Source organism: Vibrio ostreae (assembly GCF_019226825.1).
GTDB classification, from domain to species: Bacteria; Pseudomonadota; Gammaproteobacteria; order Enterobacterales; family Vibrionaceae; genus Vibrio; species Vibrio ostreae.
Map to the genome: position 1 here is coordinate 2,390,574 of NZ_CP076643.1, position 17,588 is coordinate 2,408,161.

1 protein-coding gene, 4 tRNA genes, 7 rRNA genes and 1 pseudogene are annotated in these 17,588 nt (G+C 50.3%); 1 reads left to right on the plus strand and 12 read right to left on the minus strand.

Annotated elements, in window-relative coordinates:
• Positions 1-2: 2 nt before the first annotated feature.
• Positions 3-3,683, minus strand: coding sequence for a methionine synthase (gene metH / locus KNV97_RS17070; protein WP_218562424.1), 3,681 nt, complete (start codon positions 3,681-3,683; stop codon positions 3-5).
• A 190-nt stretch (positions 3,684-3,873) separates the two neighbouring features.
• Between metH and KNV97_RS17075 the strand changes: the two are divergent.
• Positions 3,874-5,200, plus strand: a pseudogene (locus KNV97_RS17075) (cation:proton antiporter).
• 799 nt (positions 5,201-5,999) lie between these two features.
• Here the strand turns inward: KNV97_RS17075 and KNV97_RS17080 are convergent.
• The 11 genes from KNV97_RS17080 to rrf (KNV97_RS17130) form a co-directional block, all read right to left on the minus strand.
• Positions 6,000-6,076 (minus strand) — tRNA-Asp (locus KNV97_RS17080).
• Positions 6,077-6,155: 79 nt separating this feature from the next.
• Positions 6,156-6,271, minus strand: a 5S ribosomal RNA gene (rrf, locus tag KNV97_RS17085).
• Between the two features lie 151 nt (positions 6,272-6,422).
• Positions 6,423-9,313: ribosomal RNA gene (locus KNV97_RS17090) — 23S ribosomal RNA — on the minus strand.
• 331 nt (positions 9,314-9,644) lie between these two features.
• Positions 9,645-9,720 (minus strand) — tRNA-Ala (locus KNV97_RS17095).
• A 42-nt stretch (positions 9,721-9,762) separates the two neighbouring features.
• Positions 9,763-9,839 (minus strand) — tRNA-Ile (locus KNV97_RS17100).
• A 66-nt stretch (positions 9,840-9,905) separates the two neighbouring features.
• Positions 9,906-11,458: ribosomal RNA gene (locus KNV97_RS17105) — 16S ribosomal RNA — on the minus strand.
• A 386-nt stretch (positions 11,459-11,844) separates the two neighbouring features.
• A 5S ribosomal RNA gene (rrf, locus tag KNV97_RS17110) occupies positions 11,845-11,960 on the minus strand.
• Between the two features lie 151 nt (positions 11,961-12,111).
• Positions 12,112-15,003 (minus strand): 23S ribosomal RNA (locus tag KNV97_RS17115).
• A 317-nt stretch (positions 15,004-15,320) separates the two neighbouring features.
• Positions 15,321-15,396, minus strand: a tRNA-Glu gene (locus KNV97_RS17120).
• 100 nt (positions 15,397-15,496) lie between these two features.
• Positions 15,497-17,049 (minus strand): 16S ribosomal RNA (locus tag KNV97_RS17125).
• A gap of 365 nt (positions 17,050-17,414) precedes the next feature.
• Positions 17,415-17,530 (minus strand): 5S ribosomal RNA (gene rrf, locus KNV97_RS17130).
• The 16S, 23S and 5S rRNA genes sit together here with 4 tRNA genes alongside, the layout of an rRNA operon.
• Positions 17,531-17,588 lie beyond the last annotated feature (58 nt).

Consider the following 17,588-nt stretch of genomic DNA (forward strand, 5'->3'; position numbering starts at 1 on the left):
TATCAGCCGTTAATATTCGGACCGAGCCATTTTTCCGCTTCCAGGTTGTCCCAGCCCTTACGCTCGGCGTAACTCTGGACCTGATCATCCTGAATCTGTGCAATAGCAAAGTAACGCGAGTCCGGATGCGAGAAGTACCAGCCCGACACTGAAGCGCCCGGCCACATCGCATAACTGGTAGTCAGCGACATACCAATGGTCTGCTCGACGTTGAGCATTTCCCATAGCGTGCCTTTCTCGGTGTGCTCCGGACAGGCCGGATAACCCGGTGCCGGACGAATACCCTGGTATTTCTCACGAATCAGCTCGTCGTTAGACAGGTTTTCATCGGCTGCATAACCCCAGATTTCCTTACGCACTTTTTCATGCAGGCATTCAGCAAATGCTTCCGCCAGACGATCCGCCACCGCCTGAATCATGATCGCGTTGTAATCGTCGCCCTGCGCCTTGTACAGATCCGCCAGCTCACGCTCACCGATACCACCGGTCACCGCAAACGCACCAATCCAGTCCTGCTTACCACTCTCTTTCGGCGCAATGTAATCAGCCAGACAGTAGTTAGCGCCTTTCGGCTTCAGGGTTTGCTGACGCAGGTTATACAGCACATGCGCCACCTCGCTGCGCGACTCATCGGTGTAGACTTCAATATCATCACCAATACTGGCGGCCGGGAACAAGGCACACATGCCGCTCGCTTTAAGCAGGTCTTCGCGTTCAACCCGATCGAGCAGATCGTTGGCATCTTTAAACAGACGCTGCGCTTCTTCCCCCACCTCTTCATGCTCGAGAATCGCCGGGTATTTGCCCATCAGAGACCAGGTCATAAAGAACGGAGTCCAGTCGATGTACTGACGCAGCGTAGCAATATCAAAATCGTCAAATACATGCACACCCGGTTTAGCCGGGACCGGCGGCGTGTAGCTGTCCCAGTCGATCGGCGCTTTATTGGCGCGTGCTTCTTGCAGCGTGACCGGACGGCTTTTCGGCGTCTTACGCGCGTGCTGATCACGAGTACGCTCGTAATCCAGATTCAGCTTTTCGATAAAGGCCGGCTTCTGCGTTTCCGACAGCAGCGCCGAACACACACCTACCGCGCGAGAAGCGTTGTTCACGTACACCACCGGCTGATGATAGTTCTGCTCAATCTTCACCGCAGTGTGTGCTTTCGAGGTGGTCGCACCGCCGATCAGCAACGGCAGATCAAAGCCCTGGCGCTCCATCTCTTTGGCGACGTGCACCATCTCATCCAGTGACGGAGTGATCAGACCGGACAGGCCGATAATATCCACCTGCTCTTCTTTGGCGACTTTGAGAATGGTCTCACACGGTACCATCACGCCCAGGTCGATAATTTCGTAGTTATTACACTGCAGCACCACGCCAACGATATTCTTACCGATGTCATGCACATCGCCTTTCACCGTCGCGAGCAGAATCTTACCGTTGGAAGAACCGGATTGTTTTTCCGCATTGATGAACGGCTCAAGGTGCGCCACCGCCTGTTTCATTACCCGCGCCGATTTCACCACCTGCGGCAGGAACATCTTACCTTCACCAAACAGATCGCCGACCACGTTCATGCCGTCCATCAGCGGACCTTCAATCACTTCCAGTGGTTTGCTGGCATTCACACGGGCTTCTTCAGTATCTTCAACGATAAATTCAGTAATACCTTTCACCAACGCGTGCTCAAGACGCTTGGCGACCGGCCAGGTACGCCACTCTTGTGCAGACGCATCTTCCTGCTTGCCGACCGCATTTTCGCGGTACTGTTCGGCGATTTCCAGCAGACGCTCGGTACCATCATCCCGACGGTTGAGCACCACGTCTTCCACCGCTTCGCGCAGCTTGTCCGGCACGTTATCGTAAATCTCAAGCTGCCCGGCATTGACAATGCCCATGTCCATGCCGTTTTTGAAACAGTGATACAGGAACACAGCGTGGATCGCTTCACGCACATAGTTGTTACCACGGAACGAGAACGACACGTTAGAGACACCACCGGAGATCATCGCGTGCGGCAGATCGCGTTTGATGTCCGCCACGGCATTGATAAAGTCCAGGGCGTAGTTATTGTGTTCATCGATACCGGTCGCGACCGCAAAGATGTTCGGGTCAAAAATGACATCTTCCGGCGGGAAACCGACTTCATCGACCAGGATATGGTAAGCACGGGTACAGATTTCCAGCTTGCGCTCACGGGTGTCCGCCTGACCGACTTCGTCAAAAGCCATAACGATCACTGCCGCGCCATAGCGACGAACCAGCTTAGCCTGCTGAACGAATTTCTCTTTACCCTCTTTAAGGGAAATCGAGTTCACGATGCCTTTGCCCTGGATACATTTCAGGCCGGCTTCAATCACTTCCCATTTGGAGGAGTCGACCATGACCGGAACCTTGGAAATCTCCGGCTCGGAGGCACACAGGTTAAGGAAGCGCACCATACACGCTTCCGCATCCAGCATACCTTCATCCATGTTGATATCGATGATTTGGGCACCGTTTTCCACCTGCTCGCGCGCGACATCCAGCGCCTCATCGTACAGCTCTTCTTTGATCAGACGTTTAAAGCGGGCAGAACCGGTAACGTTGGTCCGCTCACCGACGTTCACAAACAGTGTCTCTTTAGCGATGTTGAGCGGCTCAAGGCCTGACAGGCGACATTCTACATTCAGCTCTGGCAGCGCGCGGGGCGTTACGCCCTCAACAGCTTGCGCCATCGCCGCAATATGTTCTGGTGTGGTACCACAACAGCCGCCGACCAGGTTAAGGAAACCGGTTTGGGCCCATTCAGAAATGTGCTCAGCCATATCTTCCGGTGACAGATCGTATTCACCAAATGCGTTTGGCAGACCAGCGTTCGGGTGAGCAGAGACATAGCACTCAGAAATACGCGACAGCTCTTCGACATACTGACGCAACTCATCCGGACCCAACGCACAGTTAAGACCAAATGAGATAGGACGCACGTGACGCAGCGCATTATAGAACGCTTCTGTTGTCTGGCCAGACAGTGTCCGGCCGGAAGCGTCGGTAATGGTGCCGGAAATCATCACCGGCAGCTCAATCCCCATTTCTTCAAATACCGACTCAACCGCGAAAGCACACGCTTTGGCATTCAGAGTGTCAAATATGGTTTCGATAAGAATCAGGTCACTGCCACCGTTAATCAGCGCACGGGTCGACTCTGAATAAGCCGTCACCAGTTGATCAAACGTAACGTTACGATAGCCGGGATCATTCACATCCGGTGAAATCGAACAGGTCCGGTTGGTTGGACCAAGCACGCCAGCGACAAAACGTGGCTTATCCGGTGTCTTTGCCGTCCATTCATCGGCAGCTGCACGGGCTAACTTTGCCGCCGCGAAGTTAATCTCTGCGCTCAGCGATTGCATGTCGTAATCGGCCATCGCAATTGTAGTGGCGTTAAATGTGTTGGTTTCCAGAATATCCGCGCCGGCTTCCAGATAAGCAGAGTGAATTTCTTTAATCAGTTGAGGCTGACTCAGTACAAGTAAGTCATTGTTACCTTTGAGATCGCAATGCCAGTCAGCAAAGCGCTCACCGCGATAATCTTGCTCTTCCAGTTTATAGCCCTGAATCATCGTACCCATACCACCGTCAATGAGTAAGATACGCCTATTCAGTTGCGTTTCGATTTGGTGTCTCACATTACTTCCCACAGTACAGCCTCATTCCTTATGCCTTTTAACATCCTATCACACATTGATTAGAAATCTAGACGTCTAAAATACCAAATTGACACTTATTATTCCTATTATCAATGAATCATGCAGCACTAAAAAAACGTTTGCTATTTGCTCAACATCCAACGACAATTTCGCTCATATTTTGTTACACAATGAGAAAAAAATGTCGGTCTATTACACTCTGTGCTTTCTATCTGCCGCGGCGATGATGATCGCCTTTTTAAACAGTAAAATAGGGAAGATGCAAACCACCATTGCCATAACAGCGGGTTCTATGCTCCTCTCGTTACTTATCTTAATTGCTGGTCAGAATAATTGGTTCCATCTGACACAAATCGCCACCGAAACCGTCACTAGTATCAACTTCGAAAATTTTCTTCTCAAAGGCATCCTTGGTTTTCTTCTCTTTGCCGGCGGCCTCGGTATCAAACTTCCTAATCTGAAAGACCAAAAATGGGAAATCACCGTCTTAGCGCTCGGAGCGACATTATTCTCCACCTTTTTTATCGGTTTCGTTCTGTACGGCTTCTGCCAACTTATCGGTATCCAGTTTGATTTGGTTTATTGCTTACTGTTTGGCGCTCTCATTTCTCCGACCGACCCTATCGCCGTTCTGGCTATTGTAAAAAAAACTCAACGCGCCCAAGCGTATCTCGACTCAAATCGAAGGTGAATCCCTGTTCAACGATGGTTTCGGCCTGGTTATCTTCGTCACCATCTTTACCATTGCATTCGGCACTGAAGCGCCTACCGTGATGAGCGTAACTGGCCTGTTTATCCAGGAAGCAATTGGCGGTATCGTCTACGGTTTCCTGCTTGGCCTGCTGTTCCATTATCTGATTAGTGCCACTGATGACCACTCCATGGAGCTGCTGCTGACCATTGGTGTTCCAACCGCAGGTTACGCGTTCGCGGATGTGATCCATGTATCCGGCCCGCTGGCGATGGTAGTATCCGGTATCATGATCGGTAACTGGACCCGCTTTATCGGTTTCTCTAAAGAGAGTGAAGAACATCTGGATCACTTCTGGGAACTGGTCGATGAATTTCTTAACGGCGTACTGTTCCTGCTGATCGGTATGTCAATGCTGCTGTTTGAATTCCACCAAGAAGACTGGATTCTGATGGCATTTGCGGTCCCTCTGGTACTGGCTGCCCGCTACCTGAGCGTGTTTACTTCATACATTGGTTTCAAACGCTACCGCAGCTACAACCCGTGGTCGATTAAAATCCTTACCTGGGGCGGTCTGCGTGGAGGCCTGGCGCTGGCAATGGCTCTGTCCATCCCGTCTGGCGTGATGATCATTCCTGATAAACTGATTGATGTAAAAGAGCTGATTCTGGTCATGACCTACGCGGTCGTGGTGTTCTCGATCTTAATTCAGGGCTCAACCATTACCCCTATGATTGAGAAAGCCAAGAAGGAAGAGAAAGCGATGGCGCAGCAAAACGCTGCACAAGAGAACCTGGTCAACGATCAGCAGTCCTGAATCTCCGGCTGATACCCAAGCTTATGCGAACGCCCCGCCATCATTGGCGGGGCTTTTTTGTGTGTGTTCTCAAGCTCTATGGGCCAGGTTCTAGGTTCTAGGTTCTAGGTTCTAGGTTCTAGGTTCTAGGTTCTAGGTTCTAGCATCGTAACGCCGCAGGAAAAAAATAGCGACACGGCTATCTACCCGACATCAACACAAAAGATGCTTCTACCTTCTCTCATACCAAGGGGCCAAGGTGAAGCTCCTAAATGTCAGCGGACACCTAATCTAGGTTGGTGCAGTATCAGCTCTGTGGGCTCTATCCGTCGTTCAATTAGCCTAGGAACCTATGCTCTGAAGTTGTAACGAATCAGATAAAAGATATGCCGTAATCACTTGGAGTGAAAAATCTCTCCTTATAGGCGCTGGAAGTCCGAGTTTGAAATAGCACCCAATAAAAAAGCCCAGGCACAAGTCTGGGCTTCTAAACAACAATGGCAGACGGCCAGCATTGCTGCGGGGACGCCTAGTCTAGGGTTTCGAATAAGTGGCGGATGGCCGGGCTGGCGCACCATCGGAGACGCGTACGTCCGGGACTCGTCATCGCAACGCGATGAATTTGGCTCAGCTTAAAACGACAAAACCCCAGTATTACTGCGGGGACGCCTAGTCTAGGGTTTCGGATAAGTGGCGGACGGCCGGGCTGGCGCACCATCGGAGACGCGTACGTCCGGGACTCGTTCGGCCAAAGGACGAAACACTTCTCTATCACCATAAACAAAAAACCCAGTCATAAGACTGGGTTTCTGTAAATAAGTGGCGGAGCGGACGGGACTCGAACCCGCGACCCCCGGCGTGACAGGCCGGTATTCTAACCAACTGAACTACCGCTCCGCATTGGTCAGACTATAAAAGTCTTTTTCATTTTTTGCTTTGAGCTTTTGCTTAAAAAAACTCAAAACAAGAAGTTAAAGCCTGGCGATGTTCTACTCTCACATGGGGAGGCCCCACACTACCATCGACGCTGTTTCGTTTCACTTCTGAGTTCGGAATGGAGTCAGGTGGGTCCAAAACGCTATGGTCGCCAAGCAAAATTCTGTTTAACTACCGCATTACGCAGTAATTACCTTTTATTTTCACTTTTTTAAAAGTGAAGACAAAAGATTGGAAAGCTGTTTTCGTTCTCATTACACATTCAATGTACTGGTCATTGAGTCCATCAAAACCCCTTGGGTGTTGTATGGTTAAGCCTCACGGGCAATTAGTACAGGTTAGCTCAACGCCTCACAACGCTTACACACCCTGCCTATCAACGTTCTAGTCTCGAACAACCCTTTAGGACACTTAAAGTGTCAGGGAAGACTCATCTCAGGGCTCGCTTCCCGCTTAGATGCTTTCAGCGGTTATCGATTCCGAACTTAGCTACCGGGCAATGCGTCTGGCGACACAACCCGAACACCAGAGGTTCGTCCACTCCGGTCCTCTCGTACTAGGAGCAGCCCCCTTCAATCTTCCAACGCCCACGGCAGATAGGGACCGAACTGTCTCACGACGTTCTAAACCCAGCTCGCGTACCACTTTAAATGGCGAACAGCCATACCCTTGGGACCGACTTCAGCCCCAGGATGTGATGAGCCGACATCGAGGTGCCAAACACCGCCGTCGATATGAACTCTTGGGCGGTATCAGCCTGTTATCCCCGGAGTACCTTTTATCCGTTGAGCGATGGCCCTTCCATTCAGAACCACCGGATCACTATGACCTGCTTTCGCACCTGCTCGAATTGTCATTCTCGCAGTCAAGCGGGCTTATGCCATTGCACTAACCTCACGATGTCCAACCGTGATTAGCCCACCTTCGTGCTCCTCCGTTACTCTTTGGGAGGAGACCGCCCCAGTCAAACTACCCACCAGGCACTGTCCTCGAACCGGATAACGGTCCAGAGTTAGAACATCAAACATACAAGGGTGGTATTTCAAGGACGGCTCCAACGCAACTGGCGTCACGTCTTCAAAGCCTCCCACCTATCCTACACATGTAGGTTCAATGTTCAGTGCCAAGCTGTAGTAAAGGTTCACGGGGTCTTTCCGTCTAGCCGCGGGTACACTGCATCTTCACAGCGATTTCAATTTCACTGAGTCTCGGGTGGAGACAGCGTGGCCATCATTACGCCATTCGTGCAGGTCGGAACTTACCCGACAAGGAATTTCGCTACCTTAGGACCGTTATAGTTACGGCCGCCGTTTACCGGGGCTTCGATCAAGAGCGTCGACCGAAGTCTAACCCCATCAATTAACCTTCCGGCACCGGGCAGGCGTCACACCGTATACGTCATCTTACGATTTTGCACAGTGCTGTGTTTTTAATAAACAGTTGCAGCCACCTGGTATCTGCGACTCTCATCAGCTCCATCCGCGAGGGACTTCACCATCAAGAGCGTACCTTCTCCCGAAGTTACGGTACCATTTTGCCTAGTTCCTTCACCCGAGTTCTCTCAAGCGCCTTGGTATTCTCTACCCGACCACCTGTGTCGGTTTGGGGTACGATTCCTTACAATCTGAAGCTTAGAGGCTTTTCCTGGAAGCATGGCATCAATGACTTCATCACCGTAGTGACTCGACGTCGTGTCTCAGCCTTATAGAGAGCCGGATTTACCTAACTCTCAAGCCTACGCACTTGAACCTGGACAACCGTCGCCAGGCCCACCTAGCCTTCTCCGTCCCCCCATCGCAATTGTAAGAAGTACGGGAATATTAACCCGTTTCCCATCGACTACGCCTTTCGGCCTCGCCTTAGGGGTCGACTTACCCTGCCCCGATTAACGTTGGACAGGAACCCTTGGTCTTCCGGCGAGGAGGTTTTTCACCCCCTTTATCGTTACTCATGTCAGCATTCGCACTTCTGATACCTCCAGCATGCCTTACAGCACACCTTCAACGGCTTACAGAACGCTCCCCTACCCAATGCGATAAATCGCATTGCCGCAGCTTCGGTTTACAGCTTAGCCCCGTTACATCTTCCGCGCAGGCCGACTCGACTAGTGAGCTATTACGCTTTCTTTAAATGATGGCTGCTTCTAAGCCAACATCCTAGCTGTCTGAGCCTTCCCACATCGTTTCCCACTTAGCTGTAATTTGGGACCTTAGCTGGCGGTCTGGGTTGTTTCCCTCTCCACGACGGACGTTAGCACCCGCCGTGTGTCTCCCGGATAGTACTTACTGGTATTCGGAGTTTGCAAAGGGTTGGTAAGTCGGAATGACCCCCTAGCCTTAACAGTGCTCTACCCCCAGTAGTATTCGTCCGAGGCGCTACCTAAATAGCTTTCGGGGAGAACCAGCTATCTCCGAGTTTGATTGGCCTTTCACCCCTAGCCACAAGTCATCCGCTAATTTTTCAACATTAGTCGGTTCGGTCCTCCAATTGATGTTACTCAATCTTCAACCTGCCCATGGCTAGATCACTCGGTTTCGGGTCTATATCCAGAGACTGTGCGCCCAGTTAAGACTCGGTTTCCCTACGGCTCCCCTAAATGGTTAACCTTGCCACTGAATATAAGTCGCTGACCCATTATACAAAAGGTACGCAGTCACACCACGAAGGTGCTCCTACTGCTTGTACGTACACGGTTTCAGGTTCTATTTCACTCCCCTCACAGGGGTTCTTTTCGCCTTTCCCTCACGGTACTGGTTCACTATCGGTCAGTCAGGAGTATTTAGCCTTGGAGGATGGTCCCCCCATGTTCAGACAGGATAACACGTGTCCCGCCCTACTCGATTTCACTGAACATACGCTGTCGGCTACGGGGCTATCACCCTGTTTCGCGGTCCTTTCCAGAACCTTCACCTGACGCATATAAAGCTTAAGGGCTAATCCAATTTCGCTCGCCGCTACTTTCGGAATCTCAATTGATTTCTTTTCCTCGGGGTACTTAGATGTTTCAGTTCCCCCGGTTCGCCTCATTAACCTATGTATTCAGTTAATGATACCTGCTTATGCAGGTGGGTTTCCCCCATTCGGAAATCGTAGACTCAAGTGGCTCTTACTGCCTCATCTACGCTTATCGCAAGTTAGTACGTCCTTCATCGCCTCTGACTGCCAAGGCATCCACCGTGTACGCTTAGTCACTTAACCATACAACCCGAAGGAGTTTCGAGTTGATGAACCAAGTCACCAAGGTTTCGTTGTCTCTCATTATTTGAATGAGCGAGAGACTTTTCGATTTTGCCGGACTCAATTTTGAAACTTGTTAAACAAGTTTCTACCAAGCACACTTGAATGTGTTGTTGGTGCATTCCATTTCGGAATACATTGAGAACTTTACAAATAACATTTCGTTTACGAATAAACAAAAGATTATTTTGTCAGCTTTCCAAATTGTTAAAGAGCAAGATTCGTATCTCTAATGAGATGAACCATGTTTAAGAGCACTGATTTCTTCTTTATGAAGGAATGCGCTTAAAGATGGTGGAGCTAAGCAGGATCGAACTGCTGACCTCCTGCGTGCAAGGCAGGCGCTCTCCCAGCTGAGCTATAGCCCCATCAGGTGTTGATACTGTGTGCCAATCTCCTGGGAGGAAGATTGGTGGGTCTGAGTGGACTCGAACCACCGACCTCTCGCTTATCAGGCGAACGCTCTAACCACCTGAGCTACAGACCCAGTATCGTCTCTTAAATCGTATAAACCATCAATCTGTGTGAACACTCATCGCAATAATCATTCGTATAAGGAGGTGATCCAGCGCCAGGTTCCCCTAGCGCTACCTTGTTACGACTTCACCCCAGTCATGAACCACAAAGTGGCAAGCGTCCTCCCGAAGGTTAAACTACCTGCTTCTTTTGCAGCCCACTCCCATGGTGTGACGGGCGGTGTGTACAAGGCCCGGGAACGTATTCACCGTGGCATTCTGATCCACGATTACTAGCGATTCCGACTTCATGGAGTCGAGTTGCAGACTCCAATCCGGACTACGACGCACTTTTTGGGATTCGCTCACTTTCGCAAGTTGGCCGCCCTCTGTATGCGCCATTGTAGCACGTGTGTAGCCCTACTCGTAAGGGCCATGATGACTTGACGTCGTCCCCACCTTCCTCCGGTTTATCACCGGCAGTCTCCCTGGAGTTCCCGACTTTACTCGCTGGCAAACAAGGATAAGGGTTGCGCTCGTTGCGGGACTTAACCCAACATTTCACAACACGAGCTGACGACAGCCATGCAGCACCTGTCTCTCAGTTCCCGAAGGCACAAGACTGTCTCCAGTCTCTTCTGAGGATGTCAAGAGTAGGTAAGGTTCTTCGCGTTGCATCGAATTAAACCACATGCTCCACCGCTTGTGCGGGCCCCCGTCAATTCATTTGAGTTTTAATCTTGCGACCGTACTCCCCAGGCGGTCTACTTAACGCGTTAGCTCCGAAAGCCACGGCTCAAGGCCACAACCTCCAAGTAGACATCGTTGACGGCGTGGACTACCAGGGTATCTAATCCTGTTTGCTCCCCACGCTTTCGCATCTGAGTGTCAGTATCTGTCCAGGGGGCCGCCTTCGCCACCGGTATTCCTTCAGATCTCTACGCATTTCACCGCTACACCTGAAATTCTACCCCCCTCTACAGTACTCTAGCCTGCCAGTTTCAAATGCAATTCCGAGGTTGAGCCCCGGGCTTTCACATCTGACTTAACAAACCACCTGCATGCGCTTTACGCCCAGTAATTCCGATTAACGCTCGCACCCTCCGTATTACCGCGGCTGCTGGCACGGAGTTAGCCGGTGCTTCTTCTGCAGCTAACGTCAAACGAATGCGCTATTAACGCACCCGCCTTCCTCACTGCTGAAAGTACTTTACAACCCGAAGGCCTTCTTCATACACGCGGCATGGCTGCATCAGGCTTGCGCCCATTGTGCAATATTCCCCACTGCTGCCTCCCGTAGGAGTCTGGACCGTGTCTCAGTTCCAGTGTGGCTGATCATCCTCTCAGACCAGCTAGGGATCGTTGCCTTGGTGAGCCCTTACCTCACCAACTAGCTAATCCCACCTGGGCATATCCTGACGCGAGAGGCCCGAAGGTCCCCCTCTTTGGCCCGAAGGCATCATGCGGTATTAGCCATCGTTTCCAATGGTTATCCCCCACATCAGGGCAATTTCCCAGGCATTACTCACCCGTCCGCCGCTCGCCGCCCTTAACGTTCCCCGAAGGTTCAGTTAAGTCGCTGCCGCTCGACTTGCATGTGTTAGGCCTGCCGCCAGCGTTCAATCTGAGCCATGATCAAACTCTTCAATTTAAGATTTGATTCCCTAAATAATTAGGGGAGGCTCAATGAATACTGACTTCAAATTACCTTAGTAATTCAAAGCTATTACCATTCCAACAGAATGGTAATGAATTGACTGTGCTCGAATGATTGCTCATTCAAATTGGTCACTCAGTTCATTGATACCTAAGTTGATTCTTTAGAATCATCTTCGATTATCATCAACGAGTGCCCACACAGATTGATAGGTTTATATTGTTAAAGAGCATTTCTCTAAAAAGAGAAGGCTTTCAGTGCCTTAGCACCTGGGCAGGACGCGTATATTACGCTGTGCACCATGAAAGTCAACATAAAACTTTAAGTTTTTTAAAAGCTTTATGGTGACTTGTCTAATTACTAGACAAGTACAAATAAGAGCCTGGCGATGTTCTACTCTCACATGGGGAGGCCCCACACTACCATCGACGCTGTTTCGTTTCACTTCTGAGTTCGGAATGGAGTCAGGTGGGTCCAAAACGCTATGGTCGCCAAGCAAAATTCTGTTTAACTACCGCTGTAAGCGATAATTACCTTTTATTTTCACTTTTTTAAAAGTGAAGACAAAAGATTGGAAAGCTGTTTTCATTCTCATTACACATTCAATGTACTGGTCATTGAGTCCATCAAAACCCCTTGGGTGTTGTATGGTTAAGCCTCACGGGCAATTAGTACAGGTTAGCTCAACGCCTCACAACGCTTACACACCCTGCCTATCAACGTTCTAGTCTCGAACAACCCTTTAGGACACTTAAAGTGTCAGGGAAGACTCATCTCAGGGCTCGCTTCCCGCTTAGATGCTTTCAGCGGTTATCGATTCCGAACTTAGCTACCGGGCAATGCGTCTGGCGACACAACCCGAACACCAGAGGTTCGTCCACTCCGGTCCTCTCGTACTAGGAGCAGCCCCCTTCAATCTTCCAACGCCCACGGCAGATAGGGACCGAACTGTCTCACGACGTTCTAAACCCAGCTCGCGTACCACTTTAAATGGCGAACAGCCATACCCTTGGGACCGACTTCAGCCCCAGGATGTGATGAGCCGACATCGAGGTGCCAAACACCGCCGTCGATATGAACTCTTGGGCGGTATCAGCCTGTTATCCCCGGAGTACCTTTTATCCGTTGAGCGATGGCCCTTCCATTCAGAACCACCGGATCACTATGACCTGCTTTCGCACCTGCTCGAATTGTCATTCTCGCAGTCAAGCGGGCTTATGCCATTGCACTAACCTCACGATGTCCAACCGTGATTAGCCCACCTTCGTGCTCCTCCGTTACTCTTTGGGAGGAGACCGCCCCAGTCAAACTACCCACCAGGCACTGTCCTCGAACCGGATAACGGTCCAGAGTTAGAACATCAAACATACAAGGGTGGTATTTCAAGGACGGCTCCAACGCAACTGGCGTCACGTCTTCAAAGCCTCCCACCTATCCTACACATGTAGGTTCAATGTTCAGTGCCAAGCTGTAGTAAAGGTTCACGGGGTCTTTCCGTCTAGCCGCGGGTACACTGCATCTTCACAGCGATTTCAATTTCACTGAGTCTCGGGTGGAGACAGCGTGGCCATCATTACGCCATTCGTGCAGGTCGGAACTTACCCGACAAGGAATTTCGCTACCTTAGGACCGTTATAGTTACGGCCGCCGTTTACCGGGGCTTCGATCAAGAGCGTCGACCGAAGTCTAACCCCATCAATTAACCTTCCGGCACCGGGCAGGCGTCACACCGTATACGTCATCTTACGATTTTGCACAGTGCTGTGTTTTTAATAAACAGTTGCAGCCACCTGGTATCTGCGACTCTCATCAGCTCCATCCGCGAGGGACTTCACCATCAAGAGCGTACCTTCTCCCGAAGTTACGGTACCATTTTGCCTAGTTCCTTCACCCGAGTTCTCTCAAGCGCCTTGGTATTCTCTACCCGACCACCTGTGTCGGTTTGGGGTACGATTCCTTACAATCTGAAGCTTAGAGGCTTTTCCTGGAAGCATGGCATCAATGACTTCATCACCGTAGTGACTCGACGTCGTGTCTCAGCCTTATAGAGAGCCGGATTTACCTAACTCTCAAGCCTACGCACTTGAACCTGGACAACCGTCGCCAGGCCCACCTAGCCTTCTCCGTCCCCCCCATCGCAATTGTAAGAAGTACGGGAATATTAACCCGTTTCCCATCGACTACGCCTTTCGGCCTCGCCTTAGGGGTCGACTTACCCTGCCCCGATTAACGTTGGACAGGAACCCTTGGTCTTCCGGCGAGGAGGTTTTTCACCCCCTTTATCGTTACTCATGTCAGCATTCGCACTTCTGATACCTCCAGCATGCCTTACAGCACACCTTCAACGGCTTACAGAACGCTCCCCTACCCAATGCGATAAATCGCATTGCCGCAGCTTCGGTTTACAGCTTAGCCCCGTTACATCTTCCGCGCAGGCCGACTCGACTAGTGAGCTATTACGCTTTCTTTAAATGATGGCTGCTTCTAAGCCAACATCCTAGCTGTCTGAGCCTTCCCACATCGTTTCCCACTTAGCTGTAATTTGGGACCTTAGCTGGCGGTCTGGGTTGTTTCCCTCTCCACGACGGACGTTAGCACCCGCCGTGTGTCTCCCGGATAGTACTTACTGGTATTCGGAGTTTGCAAAGGGTTGGTAAGTCGGGATGACCCCCTAGCCTTAACAGTGCTCTACCCCCAGTAGTATTCGTCCGAGGCGCTACCTAAATAGCTTTCGGGGAGAACCAGCTATCTCCGAGTTTGATTGGCCTTTCACCCCTAGCCACAAGTCATCCGCTAATTTTTCAACATTAGTCGGTTCGGTCCTCCAATTGATGTTACTCAATCTTCAACCTGCCCATGGCTAGATCACTCGGTTTCGGGTCTATATCCAGAGACTGTGCGCCCAGTTAAGACTCGGTTTCCCTACGGCTCCCCTAAATGGTTAACCTTGCCACTGAATATAAGTCGCTGACCCATTATACAAAAGGTACGCAGTCACACCACGAAGGTGCTCCTACTGCTTGTACGTACACGGTTTCAGGTTCTATTTCACTCCCCTCACAGGGGTTCTTTTCGCCTTTCCCTCACGGTACTGGTTCACTATCGGTCAGTCAGGAGTATTTAGCCTTGGAGGATGGTCCCCCCATGTTCAGACAGGATAACACGTGTCCCGCCCTACTCGATTTCACTGAACATACGCTGTCGGCTACGGGGCTATCACCCTGTTTCGCGGTCCTTTCCAGAACCTTCACCTGACGCATATAAAGCTTAAGGGCTAATCCAATTTCGCTCGCCGCTACTTTCGGAATCTCAATTGATTTCTTTTCCTCGGGGTACTTAGATGTTTCAGTTCCCCCGGTTCGCTTCATTAACCTATGTATTCAGTTAATGATACCTGCTTATGCAGGTGGGTTTCCCCCATTCGGAAATCGTAGACTCAAGTGGCTCTTACTGCCTCATCTACGCTTATCGCAAGTTAGTACGTCCTTCATCGCCTCTGACTGCCAAGGCATCCACCGTGTACGCTTAGTCACTTAACCATACAACCCGAAGGAGTTTCGAGTTGATGAACCAAGTCACCAAGGTTTCGTTGTCTCTCATTATTTGAATGAGCGAGAGACTTTTCGATTTTGCCGGACTCAATTTTGAAACTTGTTAAACAAGTTTCTACCAAGCACACTTGAATGTGTTGTTGGTGTATTCCATTTCGGAATACATTGAGAACTTTACAAATAATATTTCGTTTACGAATAAACAAAAGATTATTTTGTCAGCTTTCCAAATTGTTAAAGAGCAAGAGTGACTTTCTGTAAAGAAAGAAACCATTTTTAAACACACTCGTAAGAATGCTTAAAAGTGGTATCCCGTAGGGGAGTCGAACCCCTGTTACCGCCGTGAAAGGGCGGTGTCCTAGGCCTCTAGACGAACGGGACACAGCAAAGTGCTCCGCATTCAAAGGCAGAGGCACAAATCTCTTCACTTTAATTAAACCATATCAATCTGTGTGGACACTCATCGTTATAATCATTCGTATAAGGAGGTGATCCAGCGCCAGGTTCCCCTAGCGCTACCTTGTTACGACTTCACCCCAGTCATGAACCACAAAGTGGCAAGCGTCCTCCCGAAGGTTAAACTACCTGCTTCTTTTGCAGCCCACTCCCATGGTGTGACGGGCGGTGTGTACAAGGCCCGGGAACGTATTCACCGTGGCATTCTGATCCACGATTACTAGCGATTCCGACTTCATGGAGTCGAGTTGCAGACTCCAATCCGGACTACGACGCACTTTTTGGGATTCGCTCACTTTCGCAAGTTGGCCGCCCTCTGTATGCGCCATTGTAGCACGTGTGTAGCCCTACTCGTAAGGGCCATGATGACTTGACGTCGTCCCCACCTTCCTCCGGTTTATCACCGGCAGTCTCCCTGGAGTTCCCGACTTTACTCGCTGGCAAACAAGGATAAGGGTTGCGCTCGTTGCGGGACTTAACCCAACATTTCACAACACGAGCTGACGACAGCCATGCAGCACCTGTCTCTCAGTTCCCGAAGGCACAAGACTGTCTCCAGTCTCTTCTGAGGATGTCAAGAGTAGGTAAGGTTCTTCGCGTTGCATCGAATTAAACCACATGCTCCACCGCTTGTGCGGGCCCCCGTCAATTCATTTGAGTTTTAATCTTGCGACCGTACTCCCCAGGCGGTCTACTTAACGCGTTAGCTCCGAAAGCCACGGCTCAAGGCCACAACCTCCAAGTAGACATCGTTGACGGCGTGGACTACCAGGGTATCTAATCCTGTTTGCTCCCCACGCTTTCGCATCTGAGTGTCAGTATCTGTCCAGGGGGCCGCCTTCGCCACCGGTATTCCTTCAGATCTCTACGCATTTCACCGCTACACCTGAAATTCTACCCCCCTCTACAGTACTCTAGCCTGCCAGTTTCAAATGCAATTCCGAGGTTGAGCCCCGGGCTTTCACATCTGACTTAACAAACCACCTGCATGCGCTTTACGCCCAGTAATTCCGATTAACGCTCGCACCCTCCGTATTACCGCGGCTGCTGGCACGGAGTTAGCCGGTGCTTCTTCTGCAGCTAACGTCAAACGAATGCGCTATTAACACACCCGCCTTCCTCACTGCTGAAAGTACTTTACAACCCGAAGGCCTTCTTCATACACGCGGCATGGCTGCATCAGGCTTGCGCCCATTGTGCAATATTCCCCACTGCTGCCTCCCGTAGGAGTCTGGACCGTGTCTCAGTTCCAGTGTGGCTGATCATCCTCTCAGACCAGCTAGGGATCGTTGCCTTGGTGAGCCCTTACCTCACCAACTAGCTAATCCCACCTGGGCATATCCTGACGCGAGAGGCCCGAAGGTCCCCCTCTTTGGCCCGAAGGCATCATGCGGTATTAGCCATCGTTTCCAATGGTTATCCCCCACATCAGGGCAATTTCCCAGGCATTACTCACCCGTCCGCCGCTCGCCGCCCTTAACGTTCCCCGAAGGTTCAGTTAAGTCGCTGCCGCTCGACTTGCATGTGTTAGGCCTGCCGCCAGCGTTCAATCTGAGCCATGATCAAACTCTTCAATTTAAGATTTGATTCCCTAAATAATTAGGGAGGCTCAATGAATACTGACTTTAAATTACCTTAGTAATTCAAAGCTATTATCGTTCCAACAGAACGATAATGAATTGACTGTGCCAAGTCCGAAGACTTGATTGGTCACTCAGTTCATTGATACCTAAGTTGATTCTTTAGAATCATCTTCGATTATCATCAACGAGTGCCCACACAGATTGATAGGTTTATATTGTTAAAGAGCTTTGCTTTCAGTGCCTTAGCACCTGGGCAGGACGCGTATATTACGCTGTGCACCGTGAAAGTCAACATAAAACTTTAAGTTTTTTAAAAGCTTTATGGTGACTTGCTTATTAAATAAGCAAGCGCGAATTAAAGCCTGGCGATGTTCTACTCTCACATGGGGAAACCCCACACTACCATCGACGCTGTTTCGTTTCACTTCTGAGTTCGGAATGGAATCAGGTGGGTCCAAAACGCTATGGTCGCCAAGCAAATTCTGTTTAACTACCGCTGTAAGCGATAATTACCTTTTATTTTCACTTTTTTAA